27 protein-coding genes are annotated in these 23,160 nt (G+C 35.0%); 18 read left to right on the forward strand and 9 right to left on the reverse strand.

The features are described 5' to 3' along the window. The first annotated feature begins 117 nt into the window (after positions 1–117). The 5 genes from QZ657_RS03515 to QZ657_RS03535 are packed head-to-tail and all read left to right on the forward strand — an operon-like array spanning position 118 to position 5,368. Positions 118–1,056 (forward strand): ABC transporter ATP-binding protein, encoded by a 939-nt coding sequence (locus QZ657_RS03515; protein WP_291965008.1) that lies wholly within the window; start codon positions 118–120, stop codon positions 1,054–1,056. Then, complete coding sequence (locus tag QZ657_RS03520) at positions 1,049–2,395, forward strand: ABC transporter permease (RefSeq protein ID WP_291965010.1); 1,347 nt, start codon at positions 1,049–1,051, stop codon at positions 2,393–2,395. The genes QZ657_RS03515 and QZ657_RS03520 overlap by 8 nt, the downstream gene beginning before the upstream one ends. Beyond that, positions 2,392–3,327 (forward strand): mechanosensitive ion channel family protein, encoded by a 936-nt coding sequence (locus tag QZ657_RS03525; protein WP_291965012.1) that lies wholly within the window; start codon positions 2,392–2,394, stop codon positions 3,325–3,327. The genes QZ657_RS03520 and QZ657_RS03525 overlap by 4 nt, the downstream gene beginning before the upstream one ends. Beyond that, complete coding sequence (locus QZ657_RS03530) at positions 3,314–4,195, forward strand: DUF6268 family outer membrane beta-barrel protein (protein WP_291965014.1); 882 nt, start codon at positions 3,314–3,316, stop codon at positions 4,193–4,195. Before QZ657_RS03525 ends, QZ657_RS03530 begins: the two co-directional genes overlap by 14 nt. A 9-nt stretch (positions 4,196–4,204) precedes the next feature. After that, positions 4,205–5,368 (forward strand): sigma-54-dependent transcriptional regulator, encoded by a 1,164-nt coding sequence (locus tag QZ657_RS03535; protein WP_276471908.1) that lies wholly within the window; start codon positions 4,205–4,207, stop codon positions 5,366–5,368. 9 nt (positions 5,369–5,377) lie between these two features. On the opposite strand, the gene QZ657_RS03540 is transcribed toward QZ657_RS03535, so the two are convergent. After that, complete coding sequence (locus tag QZ657_RS03540; RefSeq protein ID WP_291961497.1) at positions 5,378–6,073, reverse strand: hypothetical protein; 696 nt, start codon at positions 6,071–6,073, stop codon at positions 5,378–5,380. A gap of 193 nt (positions 6,074–6,266) precedes the next feature. Between QZ657_RS03540 and QZ657_RS03545 the strand changes: the two genes are divergently transcribed. The 3 genes from QZ657_RS03545 (at position 6,267) to QZ657_RS03555 (ending at position 9,548) form a co-directional block, all read left to right on the forward strand. Next, positions 6,267–7,139 carry a PPK2 family polyphosphate kinase gene (locus QZ657_RS03545; protein WP_412759671.1) on the forward strand — a complete coding sequence of 291 codons (873 nt, stop codon included), beginning with the start codon at positions 6,267–6,269 and terminating at the stop codon, positions 7,137–7,139. Next, positions 7,111–8,505, forward strand: a complete 1,395-nt coding sequence (locus QZ657_RS03550) for a M20/M25/M40 family metallo-hydrolase (RefSeq protein ID WP_291965016.1) — start codon at positions 7,111–7,113, stop codon at positions 8,503–8,505. The genes QZ657_RS03545 and QZ657_RS03550 overlap by 29 nt, the downstream gene beginning before the upstream one ends. Positions 8,506–8,615: 110 nt before the next feature. Next, a complete protein-coding gene (locus QZ657_RS03555) occupies positions 8,616–9,548 on the forward strand; it encodes a peptidylprolyl isomerase (protein WP_291961493.1) in 933 nt (310 codons plus the stop codon). Between the two features lie 313 nt (positions 9,549–9,861). On the opposite strand, the gene QZ657_RS03560 is transcribed toward QZ657_RS03555, so the two are convergent. Next, positions 9,862–10,056: a cold-shock protein gene (locus QZ657_RS03560; RefSeq protein ID WP_027064347.1), complete on the reverse strand. Its 195-nt coding sequence runs from the start codon at positions 10,054–10,056 to the stop codon at positions 9,862–9,864. 129 nt (positions 10,057–10,185) lie between these two features. Beyond that, complete coding sequence (locus QZ657_RS03565) at positions 10,186–10,824, reverse strand: peroxiredoxin (RefSeq protein WP_276471913.1); 639 nt, start codon at positions 10,822–10,824, stop codon at positions 10,186–10,188. Positions 10,825–10,935: 111 nt separating this feature from the next. Here QZ657_RS03565 and QZ657_RS03570 point away from each other — a divergent pair, with 111 nt between their 5' ends. Continuing rightward, on the forward strand, positions 10,936–11,472 hold the full coding sequence (locus tag QZ657_RS03570) for a YfiT family bacillithiol transferase (protein ID WP_291965018.1): 537 nt from the start codon (positions 10,936–10,938) through the stop codon (positions 11,470–11,472). A 5-nt stretch (positions 11,473–11,477) separates the two neighbouring features. Here the strand turns inward: QZ657_RS03570 and QZ657_RS03575 are convergent, their stop codons facing one another. Both QZ657_RS03575 and QZ657_RS03580 read right to left on the reverse strand, forming a co-directional pair. Then, positions 11,478–12,005, reverse strand: coding sequence for a GNAT family N-acetyltransferase (locus tag QZ657_RS03575; RefSeq protein WP_291961488.1), 528 nt, complete (start codon positions 12,003–12,005; stop codon positions 11,478–11,480). Positions 12,006–12,029: 24 nt separating this feature from the next. Beyond that, positions 12,030–12,593 (reverse strand): thioredoxin family protein, encoded by a 564-nt coding sequence (locus QZ657_RS03580; RefSeq protein WP_291965019.1) that lies wholly within the window; start codon positions 12,591–12,593, stop codon positions 12,030–12,032. An 89-nt stretch (positions 12,594–12,682) separates the two neighbouring features. Here QZ657_RS03580 and QZ657_RS03585 point away from each other — a divergent pair, with 89 nt between their 5' ends. Genes QZ657_RS03585 through QZ657_RS03600 form a run of 4 tightly spaced genes read left to right on the forward strand, consistent with a single transcriptional unit; the run spans position 12,683 to position 15,300 of the window. Further along, positions 12,683–12,985 carry a phosphoribosylpyrophosphate synthetase gene (locus QZ657_RS03585; protein WP_276471917.1) on the forward strand — a complete coding sequence of 101 codons (303 nt, stop codon included), beginning with the start codon at positions 12,683–12,685 and terminating at the stop codon, positions 12,983–12,985. Continuing rightward, entirely contained in the window at positions 12,985–13,323 is a 339-nt protein-coding gene (locus QZ657_RS03590; protein ID WP_291965021.1) for a tRNA-binding protein, read from the forward strand. The genes QZ657_RS03585 and QZ657_RS03590 overlap by 1 nt, the downstream gene beginning before the upstream one ends. 4 nt (positions 13,324–13,327) lie before the next feature. Continuing rightward, positions 13,328–14,248 (forward strand): bile acid:sodium symporter family protein, encoded by a 921-nt coding sequence (locus QZ657_RS03595; RefSeq protein ID WP_291965023.1) that lies wholly within the window; start codon positions 13,328–13,330, stop codon positions 14,246–14,248. Next, positions 14,245–15,300: a lysophospholipid acyltransferase family protein gene (locus QZ657_RS03600; protein ID WP_291965025.1), complete on the forward strand. Its 1,056-nt coding sequence runs from the start codon at positions 14,245–14,247 to the stop codon at positions 15,298–15,300. The genes QZ657_RS03595 and QZ657_RS03600 overlap by 4 nt, the downstream gene beginning before the upstream one ends. Positions 15,301–15,364: 64 nt before the next feature. Here the strand turns inward: QZ657_RS03600 and QZ657_RS03605 are convergent, their stop codons facing one another. Both QZ657_RS03605 and QZ657_RS03610 read right to left on the reverse strand, forming a co-directional pair. After that, positions 15,365–15,748: a PUR family DNA/RNA-binding protein gene (locus QZ657_RS03605; RefSeq protein WP_276471921.1), complete on the reverse strand. Its 384-nt coding sequence runs from the start codon at positions 15,746–15,748 to the stop codon at positions 15,365–15,367. 65 nt (positions 15,749–15,813) lie between these two features. Continuing rightward, positions 15,814–17,565 carry an ABC transporter ATP-binding protein gene (locus QZ657_RS03610; protein WP_291965027.1) on the reverse strand — a complete coding sequence of 584 codons (1,752 nt, stop codon included), beginning with the start codon at positions 17,563–17,565 and terminating at the stop codon, positions 15,814–15,816. A 169-nt stretch (positions 17,566–17,734) separates the two neighbouring features. Here QZ657_RS03610 and nusB point away from each other — a divergent pair, with 169 nt between their 5' ends. Genes nusB through yajC form a run of 3 tightly spaced genes read left to right on the forward strand, consistent with a single transcriptional unit; the run spans position 17,735 to position 19,508 of the window. Further along, positions 17,735–18,682 carry a transcription antitermination factor NusB gene (nusB, locus tag QZ657_RS03615; protein ID WP_291965028.1) on the forward strand — a complete coding sequence of 316 codons (948 nt, stop codon included), beginning with the start codon at positions 17,735–17,737 and terminating at the stop codon, positions 18,680–18,682. Between the two features lie 43 nt (positions 18,683–18,725). Beyond that, positions 18,726–19,196, forward strand: coding sequence for a DUF1573 domain-containing protein (locus QZ657_RS03620; protein ID WP_276471924.1), 471 nt, complete (start codon positions 18,726–18,728; stop codon positions 19,194–19,196). Positions 19,197–19,220: 24 nt separating this feature from the next. Continuing rightward, positions 19,221–19,508 carry a preprotein translocase subunit YajC gene (yajC, locus tag QZ657_RS03625; RefSeq protein ID WP_276471925.1) on the forward strand — a complete coding sequence of 96 codons (288 nt, stop codon included), beginning with the start codon at positions 19,221–19,223 and terminating at the stop codon, positions 19,506–19,508. 161 nt (positions 19,509–19,669) lie between these two features. On the opposite strand, the gene QZ657_RS03630 is transcribed toward yajC, so the two are convergent. Both QZ657_RS03630 and pepT read right to left on the reverse strand, forming a co-directional pair. Beyond that, complete coding sequence (locus QZ657_RS03630) at positions 19,670–20,269, reverse strand: YdeI/OmpD-associated family protein (RefSeq protein ID WP_291965030.1); 600 nt, start codon at positions 20,267–20,269, stop codon at positions 19,670–19,672. Position 20,270: 1 nt separating this feature from the next. Further along, complete coding sequence (pepT, locus tag QZ657_RS03635; RefSeq protein WP_291965031.1) at positions 20,271–21,497, reverse strand: peptidase T; 1,227 nt, start codon at positions 21,495–21,497, stop codon at positions 20,271–20,273. Positions 21,498–21,570: 73 nt separating this feature from the next. On the opposite strand from pepT, the gene QZ657_RS03640 reads away from it, so the two are divergent. Beyond that, positions 21,571–22,020 carry a hypothetical protein gene (locus tag QZ657_RS03640; protein ID WP_291965032.1) on the forward strand — a complete coding sequence of 150 codons (450 nt, stop codon included), beginning with the start codon at positions 21,571–21,573 and terminating at the stop codon, positions 22,018–22,020. Positions 22,021–22,078: 58 nt separating this feature from the next. Further along, a complete protein-coding gene (locus QZ657_RS03645) occupies positions 22,079–23,125 on the forward strand; it encodes a quinone-dependent dihydroorotate dehydrogenase (RefSeq protein ID WP_291961471.1) in 1,047 nt (348 codons plus the stop codon). Positions 23,126–23,160 lie beyond the last annotated feature (35 nt).

Genomic DNA, 23,160 nt, shown 5'->3' on the forward strand with positions numbered 1-23,160 from the left:
TGCTTTTTATAACTTTTTTGATTGATGGAATAGCGCTTTTAAAGTCCTGTTCTATAAAGGAATCATAAAGAGTGTAGCTAGTCGAAACATTTCAATATCTTTGTAGAAATTGAGTACATGAGTCACATTTTGGTAGCTAGTGATGTCACCAAACAGTTTGGAAGCCATACAGCGTTGAAGAACGTTTCCCTTGAAATACCTAAGAATAGTATTTATGGATTGCTAGGTCCTAACGGGGCAGGTAAAACCACATTGATACGTATCATAAATCAAATTACTTTTCCCGATCAGGGAGCTGTCTATTTTGACGGTGAGCTGCTTAAATCAGAGCATATAGCGCAGATAGGTTACTTGCCAGAAGAACGTGGTCTGTACAAAAGCATGAAGGTAGGTGAGCAAGCTCTTTATCTTGCACAGTTAAAAGGCCTGTCCAAGGCAGAGGCAAGAAAGAGATTGAAATATTGGTTCGAAAGATTGGAGATCGGTGATTGGTGGAACAAGAAAATACAAGAGCTTTCTAAGGGCATGGCACAAAAAATACAATTTGTGGTCACTGTACTTCACGAGCCTAAGTTGCTTATTTTTGATGAACCGTTTAGTGGTTTTGATCCAATAAATGCCAATATCATAAAGGAGCAGATTTTAAGTTTAAAGGAAAATGGAACTTCTATTATTTTTTCTACACATAGAATGGAGTCTGTTGAAGAATTGTGCGAATATATTGCATTGATTCATAAATCTGAGAAGATATTGGACGGCAAATTATCGGATATTAAGAGAGCCTACAAGAATAATATTTTTGAAATTGGTTTAGAAACCGATAATCAACAAGGGCTAATACATGAAATGGGAGATAAATTTCATATTATTTCACAAGATTACGATAGTATTGAAAATCAGCTAAACCTTAGTGTACAACTGCCTTCTAATGAATCTGGTGAAATTTTATCCTTTTTGGGTTCTAGGGCAAACGTAAATGGCTTCGTTGAAACTATACCGTCTGCCAACGATATATTTATTAGAACCATCCAAAATAAAAATATCGATAATGAATAAGTTACCGTTAATAATTAAAAGAGAATACATAGCCAAGGTAAGAAACAAGTCTTTTGTGGTTATGACTTTTTTGAGTCCTATTTTAATGGTGGGTATGGTATTGTTGATTGCTTATTTGACCCAATTAAACGATAATGAAAAGAAGGTAATAGGGGTTTTGAACGAAAGTGGCTATTTTGCAAATGAGTTTGTAACCACAGAAGCAACCTCGTATATTAATTTTCAAGATATAACGCTGGCACAGGCAAAGGACTCTACTATGGGGTTGGGCTTTTATGGTCTTATATACTTGCCAGACGAACCTAACCTTGAACAAGTTGCCCAACGTGCCTTTTTTTATAGTAAAGATGCGCCAAGTGCCACGGTCCTAAATAAGTTGGAAAAATCAATCACCGGTAGACTGCGTCAAGAGCGGTTACGTGAACTTGGGGTATCGCCTAAGGAGTATGCGGAAATGGACCGCGATTATACTATTAATATTGAAACTTTCGATGGCCTCCAGAACGTTAAAGGGATTAACGAAATTAAGGCTATTATTGGGGGCGCATTCGGTTATCTGATAATGATGTTCATCATTATATATGGCGGTTTTGTAATGCGCAGCGTCATAGAAGAGAAGACAAGCCGAATTATTGAAGTCATTATCTCATCCGTAAAACCTTTTCATTTGATGATGGGCAAGATTATAGGTACTTCATTGGCGGGTATTACGCAATTTGGAATTTGGATTATCTCTGGAGCAATTTTGTTATTTATAGGTCTGGCTATTTTTGATATAGACCCGGCAAGTCTTACTAAGGGTAGTGGCATGGCGCCGGGTATGGGCAATACTACGAATGTAGATGTAGATGCGCTTACCCAAAACATTCAATTATATACCCAAGAAATTTTTGAGTTGCCCATTTTTGCAATGCTTTTCTTTTTTATTGTGTATTTCATGTTAGGGTATTTAATTTATAGTTCTATTTACGCGGCTATTGGTGCGGCAGTTGATAATGAGACAGATACCCAACAGTTTATATTTCCTGTAATATTACCTTTGATGTTGGCTATCTATGTTGGGTTCTTTTCAGTATTTAGTAACCCTAACGGACCAATAGCTGTTGGGTTCTCACTTTTTCCGTTGACGTCTCCTATAGTTATGTTAATGCGTTTACCTTGGGGCATAGGTGAAGGTGGTGTGCCGGTTTGGCAATTGATTGCGTCAATTCTAATATTAATAGGTACTTTTATTGGTATAGTATGGGTAGCCGCAAAAATTTATAGAGTAGGCATTTTAATGTACGGTAAAAAACCAAGTTATAAAGAACTGTATAAGTGGCTTAAATATTCGTCATGATTCAAGAAGGCACAGAAACGATAAAAGAGATAATTGAAGATGATATTTGGGGTACTATAAAAAAGTTTTTAGACCTAGGTTATCATTTTGGGGAAGGTGACAAATCTATTAACATAACCATAGGATTGCTATTGTTATTAACAGTGGCATTTTTACTTACCAGTACTGTTTTACAGGCTATCCGTAGATTCTTTACTAGAAAAATGGAGGTCGATGATAAACTTAAGTTTATCAGCATTTTCAAATTTATAAAGTATCTGGTTTATGTTGTAGTCATTCTCTTTACCATGAGTGCCGCCGGTATTGATATTACAATTTTAATAACGGCATCCGCAGCCCTTTTTGTAGGGCTTGGTTTGGCCTTACAAGAAATTTTCCAAGATATCATTGGGGGTATATTCATTATAGTGGATAAATCTTTAAGAGTTGGTGATATTATTGAAATAGATAATAAGGTAGGTAAGGTGTTTGAAATTAAATTACGTACCACAAGAGCCATTACAAGAGATGATAAGGTAATTATAATACCAAATCATAAGTTTATTAGTGATATAGTTTACAACTATACCCAAAACCATAAGACTACTAGGGAATTGGTGCGTGTGGGCGTTGCATATGGTAGTGATGTTGAATTGGTAACGAACATTCTTTTAGATGTGGTAAAATTACAACGAACTATTTTAAAGAGCCCTAAACCTTTTGTGATTTTTGAAGACTTTGGTGATTCGGCACTCATTTTTGCCGTCAATTTTTACATTACAGATAGTTTTACCGATCCTCGTGTTAAAAGTGCTATAAGATATAGAATAGATGCTGAATTTAGAAAGCATAAAATTTCTATCCCTTTCCCTCAAAGAGATGTACATTTGTTTCAACAGGGTGCAATTCAAAAAAACAACGTCTCAAATGTAGAGGGTGATGAAAAAGCATAGGTTACTTGTTCTGTTTTTATGCTTTATTTTCTTCACTTTGTCCAAAACTACAGGGCAAACACCGGATGTATTTAGACTGGAATATATGTTAATGCCAGAAAATAGTGGAGATGTTGAAACATCACGTATTAAACTGGTATTAAATGTTCCCGTTGCAGTTCGTGATAAAAAAGATTTTCTGGTTCTTGGTGCAGAGTACAATCGATATAATTTTGAAGTTCCTGATGATCTTTTCCCTAATTCAGGTGATTTGAGCAAGTTTCATGTGTTGGATGTGAATTTGGCATATATGTACAAATTGACGGAAAATTGGAGGCTAATAGGTGTCGTTACCCCTAGATGGTCTACCAACTTTGTACGAGAATTGGAGAATGACGATTTTAATATGAACTATACCTTGGGTGCCTATAAGAATGTCAAAGATGTAGATAAGCCTTTTATATTGGTTTTGGGTATTTCATATAATGGTACATCGCCCATAGATGTTCCTTTGCCTTTTGTATATTATGAGAAAAGATTTCATCCCAACTGGGCATATACCTTGGGCGCACCAAAATCAGGTATGAAATATTTTACCAAAAAGGGTCATTTCTTTCAAACGGAAATTTTCTTGGATGGGTATTATGTCAATATTCAGAACGATATTTTATTACCAGGTAATAATTTATCTACCGATGTTTCTTCTACGGCATTATTATTGACTTTAGGTTATCAGTATAAAATAACTAAGGATATGTCCGTTTATTTAATAGGTGGTCGTTCCATTTATCAAAATAGTGCGTTACGTAATGCACAAAGAGATGATATATTTACGTTGAACGATGCATCTGGTCTATATTTTAGAACAGGAATAAGAATAGGAATTTAAAAAGCAGTTATGTCAAAGATATTAGTAATAGAAGATGAGGCGGCAATTAGAAGGGTATTGGTAAAAATTCTATCCGAAGAAAATGATACCTACTCCGTAGATGAAGCAGAAGATGGATTGAAAGGGATTGAAATTATAAAGAACAATGATTATGACTTGGTATTATGTGATATAAAAATGCCAAAAATGGATGGGGTAGAGGTTCTTGAGGCTGCTAGAAAAATTAAACCGGAAATTCCGTTTATCATGATTTCCGGACACGGAGATTTAGATACTGCGGTAAATACTATGCGCTTAGGGGCATTTGATTATATTTCCAAACCGCCAGATTTAAATAGGTTGCTTACTACGGTAAGAAATGCTTTAGATAGAAAGGTTCTGGTAGTAGAGAATAAAAACTTAAAGAAAAAAGTTAGTAAGAATTACGAGATGATCGGTGAGAGTAGCGAAATTGGTACGATCAAGGAAATGATCGAAAAGGTTGCGCCTACTGATGCCCGTGTTTTAATAACCGGTTCTAACGGTACGGGTAAAGAATTAGTTGCACATTGGTTGCATGAAAAAAGTGCAAGAAGTTCCGGTGCTTTTATAGAGGTCAACTGTGCCGCAATACCGTCAGAATTAATTGAAAGTGAACTGTTCGGTCATGTAAAAGGTGCTTTTACATCTGCTGTCAAAGATAGGGCAGGAAAGTTTGAGGCTGCCAATAAAGGTACCATATTCCTAGATGAAATAGGTGATATGAGCCTTTCTGCACAGGCAAAAGTATTAAGAGCGCTACAAGAAAGCAAAATATCGCGTGTAGGTACGGATAAGGATATAAAAGTTGACGTTCGTGTGCTTGCCGCTACCAATAAAGATTTAAAGAAGGAAATTGAAAAAGGTAACTTTAGGGAAGATTTATACCACAGACTTGCGGTTATACTTATTCAAGTTCCTAGCTTGAACGATAGAAGAGATGATATACCTTTGTTAATAGAACATTTTTCTAAAAAGATTGCAGCGGAACAAGGTATGGCCGGTAAAACGTTTTCAGATAAAGCCATTAAGCTGTTAAAGGCATATGATTGGACGGGGAATATTCGTGAACTAAGAAATGTTGTTGAAAGACTTATTATTCTTGGAGGTCAAGAAGTTTCAGAAGATGATGTAAAATTGTTTGCCAGTAAATAAGTGTTGTAATTACTTTTTGTTGTTGCAATTGCCAATTTTATTTAATGCTTCTTGGGTAATCTCTTTGGTACGTAGGTTATAGTATTTACTACCTTCAGAGATATTGGGTTTTAATAATTGCGCTTCGCATTCATCAAAAATTCGGGTAGCAAAAGCTGTTGCGTCCTTACAATTAACACTTTCAACAACCTTGTTCAATGAAATACGATACTTTTCCAAGGAAGTGTCTATAGTTTTAAATAGGTCTTTTTTCTTTGTTATTTTTTTTGATGAAGAATTATTGGCAGAAGCATTCGTATTAATAGAGAGTGATTCGTTATCGTATGCACTTTCATGAGTTTCGTGAGACTCTAATACCAATATGGTGTTGTTGGTTAATTCTATAGATTTGTTCAAATAGCTTAAAGTACCTTCCAAAGTTGTAGATTTAGTGGCAAGTGACAATACTTCCATATTTTCTAACATACTTTCCTTTGCCAATTTACAACCACAAATATTTAATTGGTTCTTAGACTTTTCTAGGGCTCCTAATGCTCTGTAGGCGTAAAAACGTGCTTGGTTTATATCTTGGGTAAGTAATGCGGCATCTATCTGAGACTTGGCATAACCCATATTAGAATTGGCATATTCACACTCAACATTTTTACCGAAAGAGGATAGGGACAGTAGTGCGATGGCACAGAAAAAAAAGAAATTTTTCTTCATAAGTAGGTTATTTAGGTGTAAGATTTGGGACCTTACACGGGTAAATTTAGATGCTTTACCTTGTCGATAATATTATTTTCGATACAATACACATCAATCACGATAAAAGGAATTTGTGAGAAATGTATTACTTATATTTTACACCCCAATTAGTAAACATTAATATTAAATTTTATATTTCAGTGTGGATAAAATAAAAATAGACAATTATAGAACCAATAAAAATTTTAAAATAGCTGATTATGAGACTTTTGAAGATTTTGGTAAATCTGAGAAAGAGCTCAAAAAAGAGTTATCGAAAATTAGAAGGGACCTAGGTGAATTTCAAGACACTATTTACGCCCACGGAAAATATAGCATTTTGGTCTGCTTACAAGGAATGGATACTGCAGGCAAAGATAGTTTAATACGTGAGGTATTTAAAGATTTCAATGTTAGCGGTGTTGAGGTGCATAGTTTTAAAGTTCCTACAGAATTAGAGCTTAGTCATAATTACTTGTGGCGACACTATTTAGTGCTGCCCGCCAAAGGAAAATTTGGGGTTTTCAATAGAACGCATTATGAAAATGTTTTGGTGACAAGAGTACACCCAGAGTATATTCTAAATGAACATATACCGGGTATACATACAGTTGATGATATTGATCAAAAATTTTGGGACAAAAGATTTGAACAGATCAATGATTTTGAAAAGCACCTTGCCGAGAACGGTACTTTAATCTTTAAGTTCTTTTTAAACTTGTCTAAAGAGGAACAAAGGCAAAGGTTATTAAGACGACTAGCTATTAAAGAAAAACATTGGAAATTTTCACCAGGAGATTTAAAAGAACGTAAGTTATGGGACAAATATCAAGATTGTTATGAAGAAGCAATATCTAGAACTACGCATGATCATGCACCATGGTTTGCGATACCTGCGGATAACAAAAAAGCAACGCGCATTATAGTGGCATCCATTCTACTGGAATCGTTAAAAAAATACAAAGATATTAAGGAGCCTATGTTGAGCGAAAAAATAATGGCTAATTTAGACAGCTATGAAGAACAATTACAAAGTGAAAAGTAAGCTTGTTTTATTTTTTGTTATCGCTTTCACATATGTGGGGCTTTCGCAGAATACGGATCAAGATCAAATAAAGAAGCTTTATAATACCGCTCTTACAGAAGGGGACGGTTACAATTGGTTAAATTATCTATCTAATCAAATAGGAGGGCGACTTTCTGGATCTATACAGGCTCAACAAGCTGTAGACTATACAAAGGCGCAATTAGATTCTTTGGGCCTGGACAATGTTTGGCTTCAACCGGTTATGGTACCTAAATGGGTAAGGGGTACGCCAGAGTTTGCCTATTTTGAGACTTCGCCCGGAACTACTACTAATGTGCCTATATGTGCTATAGGTGGTTCTGTAGCAACTCCGTCTAATGGTGTAAAGGCAAATATAATTGAGGTGCAAGGTATTGAGCAGCTGGCGGATATTGGGAAAGATAAGATCCAGGGTAAAATAGTTTTCTATAATAAACCGATGGATGCTACACAAATTAGCACCTTTACGGCTTATTCTAATTGTGTAGACCAACGTTATGCAGGCGCATTGGAGGCTTCAGCATATGGGGCGGTTGGTGTTATTGTGCGATCCATGAATCTTCGTTTGGACGATTATCCACATACCGGGTCAATGAATTATGGGGAGCAACCATTATCAGAAAGAATTCCTGCGGCGGCAATCAGTACCAATGCCGCAGAATTATTGAGTACTTCGTTAAAATTAAATCCTGCGATCAATTTTTATTTTAAACAGAATTGTAAGCAATTCAATGATGTGGAATCATATAATGTTATCGGTGAAATTACGGGAGCAACACATCCGGAAGAAATTATCGTTGTTGGCGGCCATTTAGATTCTTGGGATCTAGGCGATGGTTCCCACGATGACGGCGCAGGTTGTGTTCAAAGTATGGAGGTTTTAAATCTTTTTAAGAAAACCGGTTACAAGCCAAATCGTACGGTTAGGGTGGTCCTTTTTATGAATGAGGAAAATGGTTTAAGAGGCGGTAAAAAATATGCTGAAATAGCAAGCACCAAAAATGAAAAGCACATTTTTGCTTTAGAAAGTGATTCTGGCGGCTTTTCTCCTCGTGGGTTTTCATTTGAAAGTTCTGATGAAGATTTTGAAAAGGTATTGACCTGGAAAAGTCTGTTTAAACCATATTTAGTGCATTATTTTGAAAAAGGGTTCAGTGGAGCCGATATTGGTCCGTTGAAAAAAGATGGGTTGGTTTTGGCAGGTTTAAGACCAGATTCTCAACGTTATTTTGATCATCATCATGCAGAGAACGATACGTTTGAACATGTTAACAAAAGAGAGCTTCAGTTAGGTGCCGCTTCTATGGCCAGTTTAATATACTTGGTAGATAAATACGGATTTTAATATCTTTTATAATTACGATAGTGGTCAAGTTTTCTAATTGGGCTTTTAAGATGATGAAATGTACAAATGGTTAAATTTATTTACCTTTGCCGGATACTAAAAAAATAAAAATGGAAGACGGAATTTACGCCAAGTTCAATACAAGTAAAGGCGAAATACTAGTAAAATTAACTCACGATAAAACGCCAGGTACGGTAGGTAACTTTGTAGCTCTTGCTGAGGGCGATAAGGAAAATAGTGCCAAGGGTAAAGGAGAACCTTATTACAATGGTCTAAAATTTCATAGGGTTATTCCAGATTTTATGATTCAAGGTGGTTGTCCTCAAGGTAGAGGAACTGGTGACGCCGGTTATAAATTTGATGATGAATTTCACCCAGAATTAAAACATGATGCACCTGGTGTACTTTCAATGGCAAATTCTGGTCCCGGTACCAACGGTAGTCAATTTTTTATAACTCATGTACCTACACCTTGGTTAGATAACAAACATACCGTTTTTGGTCATGTTGAAGCTGGCCAAGAAGTAGTTGATGCCATCGCACAAGATGATGTAATAGATTCATTAGAAATAGTTAGGGTCGGTGATGCTGCACAGCAGTGGAATGCATTAAAAGCTTTTGAAGATTTCAACGCTTCTGGTGAGGCAAGGTTGGCGGCAGAAAAAGCAAAGCAGGAAGCTGAACTTGATAAAGTAGCTGCCGGTTTTGATTCTACACCATCTGGTCTTCGTTATAAAATGATTCAGAAAGGTGATGGCGCCAAAGCTGTTAAAGGTGAAAAAGTTTCTGTACATTATGAAGGGTCTCTTTTGAACGGACAGGTTTTTGATTCATCTTACAAACGTAATTCTCCTATAGATTTTCAATTGGGCATAGGTCAAGTAATACCAGGTTGGGATGAAGGTATTGCTCTCTTACAAGTAGGTGATAAGGCACGTTTTGTAATCCCTTCAGATTTGGCTTACGGATCAGCTGGTGCTGGTGGGGTAATACCGCCAAATGCCACACTAATTTTTGATGTAGAGTTAATGAAAGTAGGTTAGTACCTAATTTCTTTATATAAAATAGAGCACCTATATCTCTTCTGATATAGGTGTTTTTTTCGATGCTTATTTTTTTCGGGTAACGAAGCTTCCTAAAAGCAAAATTACGTTCACTGCCATCAAAATTAAAAATACGGTCAAAAATGTGGTCATAAATACATAGTATTAGGTCGGGGAACCGTTCTTGTTTAATCAATAGATATGTATTTATATAAAAGGTTGCGTTTAGGTTCAACATTTTTTTTATAAAATGGGCAAAAAAAACCCGAACCAATGGTTCGGGTTTTTAACTATAAAAAAGTTAAATCTTTACCTAGTCAATTACTTTCACATTAACGGCGTTTAATCCTTTTTTACCTTGTTGTAGTTCAAATTCTACAACATCACCTTCACGAACTTCATCGATTAAGCCAGAAATGTGTACAAAATGATCTTCGTTTGAACCATCTTCAGTGATAAATCCGTAACCTTTAGAATCATTGAAGAATTTTACTGTTCCTTTACTCATAATAGAAAAATTAAATATTAATTAAAGAGCGAAGATAGTTTTTTTTTGTTTAAAAACTTAAAATCTTGTACGTTATCTTATGGTTAACAAATATCTTCTAAAGTATTGAGAATGAACTTGTTTTTATTGTTATGCACTAGGGTCTGGTGTCATTCTTAAATACGGTTTTACCTCCGTAATTCCTTTTGAAAAAATGCCCTTTGCATCTTCGGTAGATATTGCCGGACTCACCACCACATCCTTGCCATGCTCCCAATTTGCTGGTGTGGCAACCTTATGATTTGCGGTAAGTTGTAAGGAATCTACTACTCTTAAAAGCTCATAAAAGTTTCTTCCTGTAGATGCCGGGTAGGTCAAAGTAAGTTTTACGGTTTTATCTGGTGCAATAATAAATACAGAACGAACGGTTAAGTTATTGTCTGCATTTGGGTGGATCATATCATATAGGTCAGAAACTTTTTTATCCTCATCTGCAATGATAGGAAAATTTACTACCGTGTTTTGAACTTCGTTAATGTCTTTGATCCATTCTGCGTGAGAAGCGGCACCATCAACACTTAATGCGATCATTTTTACGTTACGCTTGTCAAATTCATCTTTAAATTTAGCTGCCGTACCCAATTCTGTAGTACAAACTGGAGTAAAATCTGCCGGGTGTGAAAACAAAATTCCCCAACTATCGCCTAAGTAATCGTAAAAGTTAATAGTTCCCATTGAACTGTCTGCCGTAAAATTAGGTGCTTTGTCACCTAAGCGTAATGTTGCCATATTTATATTTTTTAATGTGTTTTATTTTATATCCTATAAAATTAGTAGATTATTTAGCGAAGCCTAAAGTTTTAGGGTTAAAAGTCTATTAAAATTTTCTACTTTTAGTTTATGGAAGATTTAGAAAAATTAAAGTACCCAATAGGGCATTTTGAGTGTCCTGAGGATATAACTAATGCGCATATTGATCAGTGGATTTTAGATTTGGAAACATTGCCTAACAGATTGACCATCTTGGTAAATGATTTTTCTGAAACGCAACTGGATACTCCTTATAGAGAGGGTGGCTGGACGGTTAGGCAAGTAATTCATCATATGGCGGATAGTCACCACCATAGTTATGCCAGATTTAAATGGGCATTGACAGAAAATAGACCTCTTATTAAGGTCTATGAAGAAAAGTTGTGGAGTGAGCTTATAGATGCTAAAACGGCACCGATTTCTCTTTCGCTTTCATATTTGACGGCTTTGCATGCAAAATTGGTCTATATGTGTAAAAGGCTAACACCTGAGGATTTAAAGAAAAGTTACATTCATCCGGAAGGGAATGTCAATGTTTCTGTAGCGGAAAATATTGGCAAATACGCTTGGCATAGCAATCATCATTTTGCACATATTGAAACTTTGGCCCAGCGAAAATCCTGGTAGGCAAATTATAAATCTTTCTTTAATAAATACATTGGTTTTTCGTTTTCAATAACGTTACTGAACGGTACTTGGGTACTAGTTACTATCCCAAATGAATTGGATTGGTAAAAATGTAGTGCGGAACCCTTCTGCATAGCTTCTAAAAATATTGCTTTTTTAGAATTTGCCCTGGCTATTTTTTCAACAAATTCTAAGCTTTTGGTTCCTATACCTTTGCCGGAGAATTCATTTAAAATATAAATTTTGTCAAGATATAGGGCTTCGGTCTTGTCATAGCCCTGTATTTTTTTGTGTAACGTAATTTTTAATATACCTATGTATTTCGTATCTGTTTTTATGATATATAACAAGGTGTTTTTGTCCTTTTCTTCATGCAATAAAACCTCTTTGGTAAAACTATTTTCTATATAGGTACTGGTGTCCCCATAAGGCCAAAGATGTGTATAATGTTGATTATAAGCTTTGGTGCCTATTTCAATATAGGTGTCGTAAAGTTCCGGTTTCAGTAGTATAAACTGAATTTTATACTGCATTTTAAAAAGTTGATTTCAATGAGGTCAATTGTTAGATTTCCATTTAATATTGCAGCCAATACTAGGCTTTTGGTCAGGGTCAATTAGATTTCCTTTTAAAAGATTGTCCATTGCATTTCTTAAATCTTTACCTGTCAATGGCAATCCATTTCCAGGTCTGGAATCATCCAATTGGCCACGATATACTAATTTTAAATCTTCATCAAATAGATAAAAATCTGGTGTGCAGGCGGCATCGTATTTTTTTGAAACAGATTGGTCTTCATCATATAAATATGGAAAAGTGTAGTTTTCAGCTTTTGCCTTTATTCGCATATATTGTGGAGAATCTTCAGGGTAATTTTCTATATCGTTACTTGAAATGGCTATAAAGTGAATTCCTTGCTTTTGATATTCCATAGCCAACTTGGTAATTTCCGGATTAACATGAATTACAAATGGGCAATGGTTGCAGATAAACATGATCACTGTACCCTTGTCACCGTTTAAGGAATGAAGGTTCATCGTTTTTTTACTGACAGTGTCCAACAGACTAAATTCTGGAGCAACAGTACCCAATGCTAACATTTTACTTTCTGTTCTTGCCATATCGACTAATAATTTATGGTACTAAGTTAAGGAATATATTAAGCCTGTCTTTTCTTTATACTACAGATGAACCTATAAAAATAGTAAAAATGGAAAATTCATATATTTCTTTATCTCATGCAATAAAAGCGTTACAGGAAGAGGGGTACACGGAGGATTACAATTTGTGTGATGCCGGTGTAGAAAATAAAGGCAAAAAGAACATACACATTGCAACAGAATTAGAGGTGGTAAAGTTTTATCGTTTTGAAGGAATGAGCAACCCAGATGATAATACCATTTTATATGTTATAGAAACAAATACAGGTGAAAAGGGGCTATTGGTAGATGCGTATGGAATGTATGCGGGCAATGTACCAAAAGATATGATAGAAAAGCTTAAATTGAGCTAATGAATGATACGATTACTTGGCAAGATTTTAGTAAGATCGATATGAGAGTGGGTACAATCATAGATGTGCTAGATTTTCCAGAGGCTAGAAATCCGTCATATAAGTTGCATGTTAATTTTGGTGATGAAATTGGAATAAAAAAAACATCTGCTCAACTAACGGAAAAGTATAAAAAAGAAGAGTTAATTGGACTTCAAGTAACGGCTGTCGTCAATTTCCCTAAAAAACAAATTGCCAATTTTATGAGTGAATGTCTTATCTTGGCAGCTGTAGAAAACAGTTCAGTGGTACTACTTCAACCACAAATGAAAGTGCCTAACGGATTAAAAATTTCTTAAATTTTTGACTGATAATATTTTAGATACTATTCATATTAATTTTGATTCGGGTTCACTTTGGATTATTAACCTTGTTTTAAGTTTGGTCATGTTTGGGGTAGCTCTAGAGATTTCAGTTACGGATTTTAGGCCCGTATGGCAAAAGCCCAAAGCATTATTGTTGGGGTTGATCAGTCAGTTTATTTTACTACCTGCTTTTACATTTATTTTGGTACTTTTCTTAGAACCTTTGCCAAGTTTAGCCTTAGGCATGTTCATGGTAGCAGCTTGCCCAGGTGGTAATATTTCTAACTTTATATCTTACTTGTCTAAAGCAAATACTGCGCTGTCCGTAAGTCTTACCGCCATTGCTACTATGTTAGCGGTGCTTATGACTCCTTTAAATTTTCATTTTTGGTCAATGTTATACGAGCCTAGTGCTGGTCTAATTCAAGATATTTCAATATCACCCTTAGAGATGATCAAACTGGTCTTTTTATTATTGGGTCTGCCTATAATATTAGGTATGTACGTAAATTATAAAAAGCCGAAATTGGCATTAAAAATTGCCAAGAAACTAAAAGTGGTTTCCTTAGTGTTTTTCATCTCGTTAGTTGTTATAGCATTGTATAATAACCGTGTCACTTTTATGGACTATGTATTATATGTTTTTTGGATTGTATTACTTCATAACATAATAGCATTTGCTACAGGATATAGTCTTGGGAAATTGTTTAATGTACCAGAAGATAGTCTGCGCTCCATAACCATTGAAACTGGAATTCAGAATTCCGGATTAGGTTTGTTATTGATTTTTACCTTTTTTGACGGATTAGGGGGAATGGCACTTCTTGCTGTATTTTGGGGTATATGGCATATTGTGTCAGGCTTAATTTTGGCTGCTTTTTGGAATAAAAAGACGATTACAAAAAAGACCGTAGTATGAGTGGTATTTTCTACTCTTTAGTTAAGATAGTGGTGAAAGCCGGATTGTATGGCTATCACAGGAAGATAAAAATCACAGGACTTGAAAATATTCCAAAAGACGTACCTGTCATGTTTCTGCCAAATCATCAAAGTGCTTTGATCGATGTATTGTTGATAGCTACAGATTGTAATAGAAAACCTTACTTTCTAACTCGTTCAGATGTTTTTAAAGGTAAGTTTTTAAAACGAGTGTTTTCTTATTTTCAAATGCTGCCCATTTATAGAATGCGTGATGGTAGGAATACACTGGCCAACAACGACGCTATATTTAACTCATGTGCACAAATTCTAAGTAGGGGAGATGCTTTGCTATTATTTCCAGAGGCAAACCATAGTCTTAAACGATCGGTTCGTCCATTAAGTAAAGGTTTTACCAGAATTTTAATAAGAACTTTTGAGATGTACCCAGAGCTTGATGTTCAACTTATACCGGTAGGGTTAAATTACAAGTATGCAGCTCATTTTCCTGATGAGGTTGCAATACATTACGGCGCACCAATATCAGCTAAACGGTTTTATGATTCAAAAGACTTAAGCAAAACAAGTCTTGATATTAAGGGAAAAGTTTCTGAACGATTGAAGAAATTGACCGTTCATATCTCTAATGAGCAGCAGTATGACATGATTTTGAATCGATTGATTGTAGAGAACGTAGACTTTCTTAATCCTACTTCAATTAATGAAAAAATTAAATCGTATACTCATGAAAAGGCAATATTATCCACTAATTCAATATCTAGTGAACAACATTTAAATACCATCAATTGGTTATTTGCTGTGTTAAATTTTCCAATTGTTTTTTCTTGGAGAACATGGTTAAAACCAAAAGTTCCTGAAGATGAGTTTATGGGTACTTTTAGATTTGCATTTGCGATAGTCACTTATCCTATTTACTTGACTTTTCTTTTACTTATATTGTCATTGAGCTTTTCTGTGTACATCGCATTTATTGTAATAAGTGCGTTGACATTAGTAAATGTTGGGTTGGTAAAGTATGGCTTTAGTAGGTAATTGAGCGCAAAATAAAAACGGCCCTTTAAAAAGGACCGTTAATTTTTTAAAGAAAGTTTAGCGCTTAGATATCTTCAAAACTAACATCTGTAAAGCTAGATGTACTAGTAGTTGTATTTTCTACTGGAAGTTCAGCAGCAACTTCTTCTTTCTTAAAATCTTTTTGATGTCTTTCAGAAATAACTTCTGAACCTTTTTCGTTGATGATAAAGTCCATCATTTCTTCAACGTTCTCTTTAAAGGCATCAAAGTCTTCTTTGTATAAATAGATTTTATGCTTTTTGTAATGGAAGGATCCATCGTCATGTGTAAATTTCTTACTTTCTGTAATCGTTAAATAATAGTCCCCAGCTTTTGTACTTCTTACATCGAAAAAATACGTTCTTCTACCTGCGCGTAAAACTTTGGAGTGAATTTCTTCCTGATCTGATAAATCTCTTTCGCTCATTTCTAATGTTTAGTGTCGTTCTGCTATCAAAAATGAAAAAAAAAACACTATCCTACAACAATTTTCTAACTTTCTTTCTCTGAGAGCTGTTTGTGGTAGAGGTCTTTATAGTAGCCTTCACACGTATTTAACTCATCGTGTGTACCTTGCTGAATAAGTTTTCCGTCGTCTAAAACTAGAATTTTATCTGCGTTTTTAGCAGAAGAAACTCTGTGACTTACAATTAATGTAGTTTTATTCTTAGAGGCTTTCTTAAGATTGTTCAATATTTCTTCTTCCGTTTCAGTATCTACTGCAGACAGGCAATCATCAAATAAATAAATTTTGGGTTTCTTGATCAATGCTCGCGCAATGGAGACACGTTGCTTTTGTCCGCCACTTAGTGTTATCCCTCTTTCACCTAAAACCGTATCATATTTTTTTGAGAAACCCATTATATTTTCATGAACCACGGCATCTTTGGCAATAGCTATGATTTCTTCATCGGTTGCATCTTCTTTACCAAATTTTATATTATTCTTAATACTGTCCGAAAATAGAAAGGCATCTTGTGGTACCGCTCCAATAGATTCTCTAAGACTTGTAAGGTCTATGTGTTTAATAGGCTCGTCATCAATTAATATTTCACCAGATGTGGTATCGTATAATCGTGCCACCAAATCTAAAATGGTAGATTTACCTGACCCCGTTTTACCGATAATGGCAGTTGTCTCACCTTCGTTAATGGTAAAGGATAAGTTTTTTAAAGCGTTAATATTAGTATCTTGATATGTAAAGTCTACATCTTTAAATTCAATTTTGCCCTTAACCTTGTGCTCATGAGTAGGCAAGTTCTTTAATTCTGACTCTTGCCTTAAAAATTCATTGATGCGTTGTTGACTGGCAGCAGCTCTTTGAACGATAGATGTAAGCCACCCAACTATGGCAACGGGCCATGTTAGCATGTTTACATATAATATAAACTCTGCAATAAGGCCAACTTCAATTTCGCCTGCCAAATACTGTTTTCCTCCTATATATATGACCAATATATTACTGATACCTATTAGTAGTATCATTAATGGAAAAAACCAGGCATTCACCTTTGCCAGACTTACACTTTTTACTTTGCCTTCATTGGCAAGTTTAACCAGGTCATCATTGGTCTGTGGTTCTAATGCATATGCCTTGATTACAGAAACCCCAGAGAAAATCTCTTGGGTAAACGTAGAAAGTGTAGAAAGGTATTGTTGTACAATGGTACTTCTTTTGTGTATAACCTTACTAATTTGATAAATTAAAACAGACAAAAAGGGTAAAGGCAATAGGGTATAAGCAGCTAAAGTTGGCGCTTTTATGAACATTAAAGGTATTAAACAGGCAAATAAAGTCAATGTTTGCATACCGTACATAATGGCAGGACCGGCATACATGCGCACTTCATTTACATCTTCGCTTATTCTGTTCATTAAATCTCCTGTTCTATTTTTCTTATAAAAATTGAGACTTAATTTTTGATAGTGGTCAAATATTTCATTTTTAAGGTCGTATTCTATGTACCTGGAAATATTAATGATCAGTTGGCGCATTAAAAAAGTAAAGAAGCCAGATAGTATTGCAGCACCTACTATAATAAGTATATACTCCATCAATAGTTCTTGTGCCGTAGATTTTTCTAATTCCGCGTTTATATATTGCTCAACAACGGTTATGGAGTTATTAACGTAAGACGGCATAATCAATTGAAATAACCTTGCAGCTATAGTTATAATAATGCCGAGAAAAAGCTTAAGCCAGTATTTTTTAAAGTATTTGTTTAGATGCTTAAGTTCTTTCATAAGTTGTAGAAAAACTGATAGTTTAAAATTCTGTGGACAAAGATAGTTTTTTGACCTAAAACGATATGTTATAAATAAGCTAAGATAAATACGATTGCTATTGTGACCCTTTAAATAGATACTTACCTTTGCGCCTTTATTTACTAATTTATTAAATAAGTTCTTTTAAATGCTTACAAGAAGGCACATTAGGGTTAAGGTAATGCAGAGTATTTATGCTCTTATACAGTCTAAGGACGATTCATTACAGAAGCAAGAGAAGTTTTTAAAGGTAAGCATAGAGAATACCTACACGCTGTACCTGTTATGGCTTAGTCTTTTTGTGGAATTACATAAAAGGGCTGCAGATCAAATTTCCCTATCTGCAAATAAATATATTACCGACAAAAAGACGGAGTTCCCTAATTCTAAAAAGTTTATTGAGAACAGATTGTTGTTGCAAATTGTAGAGAACAGAACTTTAGAAGAAGAGCTTACCCACAGAAAGTTAGATAATTGGTATTTGAACGAAGAGTATGTAAAGTTGATTTACAAAGAAATCTTAGAAAGCGAAGCTTACCAAAAATATATGTCTACTGCAGAAAGTGACTACGCTGCAGATAAAGATTTGATGATTACCTTGTTCAAGAACATTATTGCACCTAACGATAAAATCTACGACTACTTTGAAGATGATAAGTTAACGTGGGTAGACGATATACCTATTGTAAATACGTTTGTTTTAAAACATTTTAAGAAAGCAAAGTTAACGCATACGGAATCTTACTTTTTACCTAGTTTGTTAAAGGATGATGAGGATATGACATATGCTATGCAATTGTTGACCAGAACCTTATTGAAGAACGATGCGTTAGAAAAAGAGATCGAGGGCAAGACACCAAATTGGGACAAAGATCGTATTGCCGGTATTGATAGCATTTTATTAAAAATGGCCATTTGCGAGCTGTTGCATTTCCCTTCTATACCAGAAAGGGTGACTATTAATGAATACTTGGAAATTGCCAAAGAATATTCTACGCCAAAAAGTAGTATTTTCATAAATGGTATTCTTGATAAGCTTACTAAAGAATACAAGTCAGAAGGAAAGCTTAACAAAATGGGAAGAGGTCTATTATAAAAATATTTTATAATTTTACAATTAATTGATAAATCTAAATAGTATGAAAAAAATAGTTCTAATCGTTGGTCTTGTATCAATGGTAGCTTTTACTTCTTGTAAGGACAATGCATCAAGTAAGATCAAAACAGATAATGTAGCAGAAGCTGCTGTAAGAGATGAGGCCGCTAAAGCTGTGCCTGTTATGTCTTTTGATAAAGCAGAACATGATTTTGGTACAATTGAGCAGGGTACTCCACAAGAGACCGTATTTACTTTTACCAATACAGGTAATGCTCCGTTAATTATTACCGATGCAAAAAGTAGCTGTGGTTGTACGGTTCCTAATCCTCCAAAGGATCCTATTGCACCAGGTGAAACTGGTGAGTTAAAAGTAAACTTTAACGGTTCTGGCCAAAACCAGGTTACTAAAACTATTACCGTTACGGCTAACACTGAAAAAGGTTCTGAGCTTTTGAGAATCAAAGCTTTCGTTAACCCAAAAGGAGCAGCTCCATTAGGACCTGTTAAATAATTATAAATTACAGATATACCAAAAATGGGTGATATAGGGCAGTTTCTTCCGATGATTTTGATTTTTGTGGTCGCATATTTTTTTATGATCAGACCTCAAATGAAAAGACAAAAGGAGGAAAAAAAGTTTTCGGCAGAATTAAAACGTGGTGATCGTGTTATTACCAAAAGTGGTCTGCACGGAAAAGTAGTAGATTTGAATGATAAGGATTTCTCTTGCGTTTTGGAAACAATGGCAGGAAAATTAAAATTTGATAGATCTGCCATATCCATGGAAATGAGCGCTAAGTTAAACGCTCCGGAGAAAAAGTAGCTAAACGTTGGATAAGCACATGCGGTTTTATTAACGAACCGGTTAAAAGGTGTATCCTAAGCATTAGAATAGTATAATCTCCGATTATTGAGTAACTTTTTCTTAATTCATAAAAAAAGCACCAATGGTAACATTGGTGCTTTTTTTATGGTAATTAGCTATTATCTCCTATACATCTCAAGCAGGCCTTTACCTGCCAATATTAATGGTATGATCTTTTCCAATCTGGAGAGTTTGGTTTGTTCTTGTTTGGCAGTTGCAATAAATTCAGCGTAATCTTTCTGTTTGGAATAGGTTAATTTTTGAAAAGCAACTTTGATATCTTCATTGTTTTCAAGCGCTACGGATAAGTGGGTGGGAATGGTAATTTTGGTTTTTGGCTTTCTCTTTACTTTTACATGTAGCCCCTTTTTCTGATTTTCAATGGCTTCATTTATATATGATGTTACTAGAGCCGTATCTATATCTTCTTCCGAAGAATATTTTAAGTGGCGCATTGCCATAGTTTTACCCTCTTGTGCATTTTCAAGTACTTTTTTAGGGTCACTTAAAAATACACCGTTAAAGAACCAAATGCAAAAATGGTTTTTGAATTTGTTTATAGCAATAACATTTTTACCGTTGGTCATATAGGTGGGGAAACTCCATTTGTAGGTTTCCGTCATGCCATGGTCCAAAGCAAGGGCTCTTAATTTTGCCACACCATTTTTAAACAGATGCGCCTCATTATAAAATATTTCTATTTTCTCTTGCTTTTCCATACTAATGTTGATTTGCTGTCAACTCGCAAATACGTACAATTACTTCTACTGCCTTTTGCATACTCTCAACGGGCACATACTCGTATTTTCCATGGAAATTATGTCCGCCGGCAAAAATGTTAGGGCAGGGTAGGCCCATGTAGCTCAGTTGGGATCCATCGGTTCCTCCTCTAATGGCTTTAATGATCGGTTTTATTCCTATATCCTCCATAGCCTTTTTAGCGGTTTCTACAATATGAAAAACAGGTTCTACCTTTTCTTTCATATTAAAATATTGATCATTTAATTCTAGATTGATACAATTATCATATTCATTATTATACTTCTTGACAATATCTTGTACCAATTCTTTTCGTTTATTGAAATGTTTTAAATCGTGATCTCTAATAATGAGTTCTACGGTTGCATTTTCAATTTCTCCATCAAAATGATGCACGTGAAAAAAACCTTCTCGAGCAGTGGTTTCTTCCGGCACTTCATGTTTTGGTAAATCGCTGATAATCTTATTGGCGATTAAAAGGGCATTTACCATTTTACCTTTTGCATAACCAGGGTGTACACTTTTACCTTTAACGGTAATTTTTGCTCCCGCAGCATTGAAGTTTTCATATTCTAGCTCACCAATTTGGCTACCGTCCATAGTATATGCCCAAGCAGCCCCAAATTTTTCTACATCAAATTTATGGGCACCACGGCCAATCTCTTCATCAGGAGTAAAGCCTACTCTTATAGGTCCATGTTTTATTTTAGGATTGCCGATCAAATATTCCATTGCGGTTATTATCTCCGTAATGCCGGCTTTATCATCTGCGCCCAATAGGGTTGTGCCATCTGTGGTAATAATGGTCTGGCCAATGTATTGTAGTAAGTCGTCAAAATAGGAAGATGATAAAACAATGTCCTGTTCTTTGTTCAGTACAATATCTTTGCCATCATAATTTTTAATGATCTGTGGTTTTACATTGGTTCCACTAAAATCTGGGGAGGTATCAAAATGGGAAATAAAACCAATTGTAGGTACTTCATGATCAACATTAGAAGGCAAAGTTGCCATTATGTAGGCATTGTGGTCTATAGTAACATCTGTCATGCCTATAGCACGTAATTCATCTACCAATTTATGGGCTAAGTTCCATTGCTTTTCAGTGCTTGGTGTAGTTTCTGATGACGAATCGCTTTGCGTGTCAATAGTAACGTAACTAATGAAGCGGTCTATAATATGCTGCATGTTAAATGTGTTTTATCAAAAATAAGCTTATATATTGTAATTTAATAAACGTAATTTTTTATAAATTCAAGTGATGATGAAATTTAGATATGTAGTGGTGTTGGCTTTTGTTTTACTTTTTAAAAATGTAAATGCACAGGCAGATTGTATTCTTGGAGTAGGTGTTACAAGTGATTCTATTATTTCTGACATTTTTCAATTGAATGAAATGCAAAAAAAACAGTTAGAGCTTTTAAGTACAGATGTTAAACTACTTAATGAAGCTTTGAACGATAATTTGGTGGAAGTTAAGAGCAAACATCCGCAAAGTAACGTTACCGAACTTCGTCAACTGGCAGATAAGTATAAGGTTGTTATGGATAGTATGGTCAATGTTCAAAAGGTCATGGATAAGAAAATGTTGGCCTTGTTCAATTCCAATCAATATAAATTGTACTTGTCTTTATGCAAAGATGCTTTAAGGTCCGCTTATATTGTAACCCCAGCAGTCTATGCAGATAGTATATCCAATAAAAACAGATAAAATATTGCTTAACTTTCTCATTTACAGTTTGTATTTTTGCGGCTTATAAAATAGATACATGTACAGGCTTTTTATTAGACCTCTTTTATTTCTTCTAGACCCGGAGAAAGTTCATCATATTAGTTTTTCAAGCATTAAGTTTTTTTCAAAAATAGGACTGTCCGGTCTTATTAAATCAATGTTCGTTGTTGAGGATAAGCGTTTAGAACGTGAGCTTTTTGGGCTAAAATTTAAAAATCCGGTAGGTTTAGCAGCAGGTTTTGATAAAAATGCCGTTTTGTACAATGAACTGTCAGATTTCGGGTTCGGGTTCGTAGAAATTGGGACATTGACGCCTAAACCCCAAGATGGAAACCCAAAGAAGAGACTGTTCCGTTTAAAAAAGGATAAGGCCATTATTAACCGTATGGGATTTAATAACCATGGGGTTTTTGAAGCGGTGGAAAATTTAAAGAAAAAGCATAATGTACTTATAGGTGGTAATATTGGCAAGAATAAAGTTACACCTAACAATGAAGCTATAAAGGACTACTTGATTTGTTTTGATGCACTGTTTGATCATGTAGATTATTTTGTGGTAAACGTTAGTTCTCCTAATACGCCAGGTTTGCGCGAATTACAAGATAAAGAGCCATTGACAGCTTTGTTAAATGAACTTCAATTAGAGAATTCCAAGTTAAGTAAGCGCAAAGAGACAATTCGTAAACCAATTTTATTAAAGATTGCGCCAGATCTTACAGATAGTCAGTTAATGGATATTATAGATATTGTAAGCGATACCAGTATTGATGGCGTTATTGCTACCAATACCACCATTTCAAGGGAAAACTTAAAGTCTCATGCGTTAATTACGGAAGAGGCTGGCGGTCTAAGTGGTGCGCCATTAAAGAATAGAAGTACAGAGGTCATTCGTTTTTTGGCGGAAAAAAGCAACAAAGCATTCCCTATCATTGGTGTAGGGGGTATTAACTCTGCTGAAGATGCCATTGAAAAACTAGAAGCAGGCGCAGATTTAATTCAATTATGGACAGGTTTTGTATATGAAGGGCCGGCTTTGGTAAAACAAATTAATAAGGCGTTATTAGAAAGTAGCCCTGTGGTATAGAAGAAATGAATTTTTATTTAAAAAGCCCTTGTAAA

Origin of the sequence: Maribacter sp., from assembly GCA_020629415.1 — a bacterium.
Lineage (GTDB): Bacteria > Bacteroidota > Bacteroidia > Flavobacteriales > Flavobacteriaceae > Maribacter > Maribacter huludaoensis.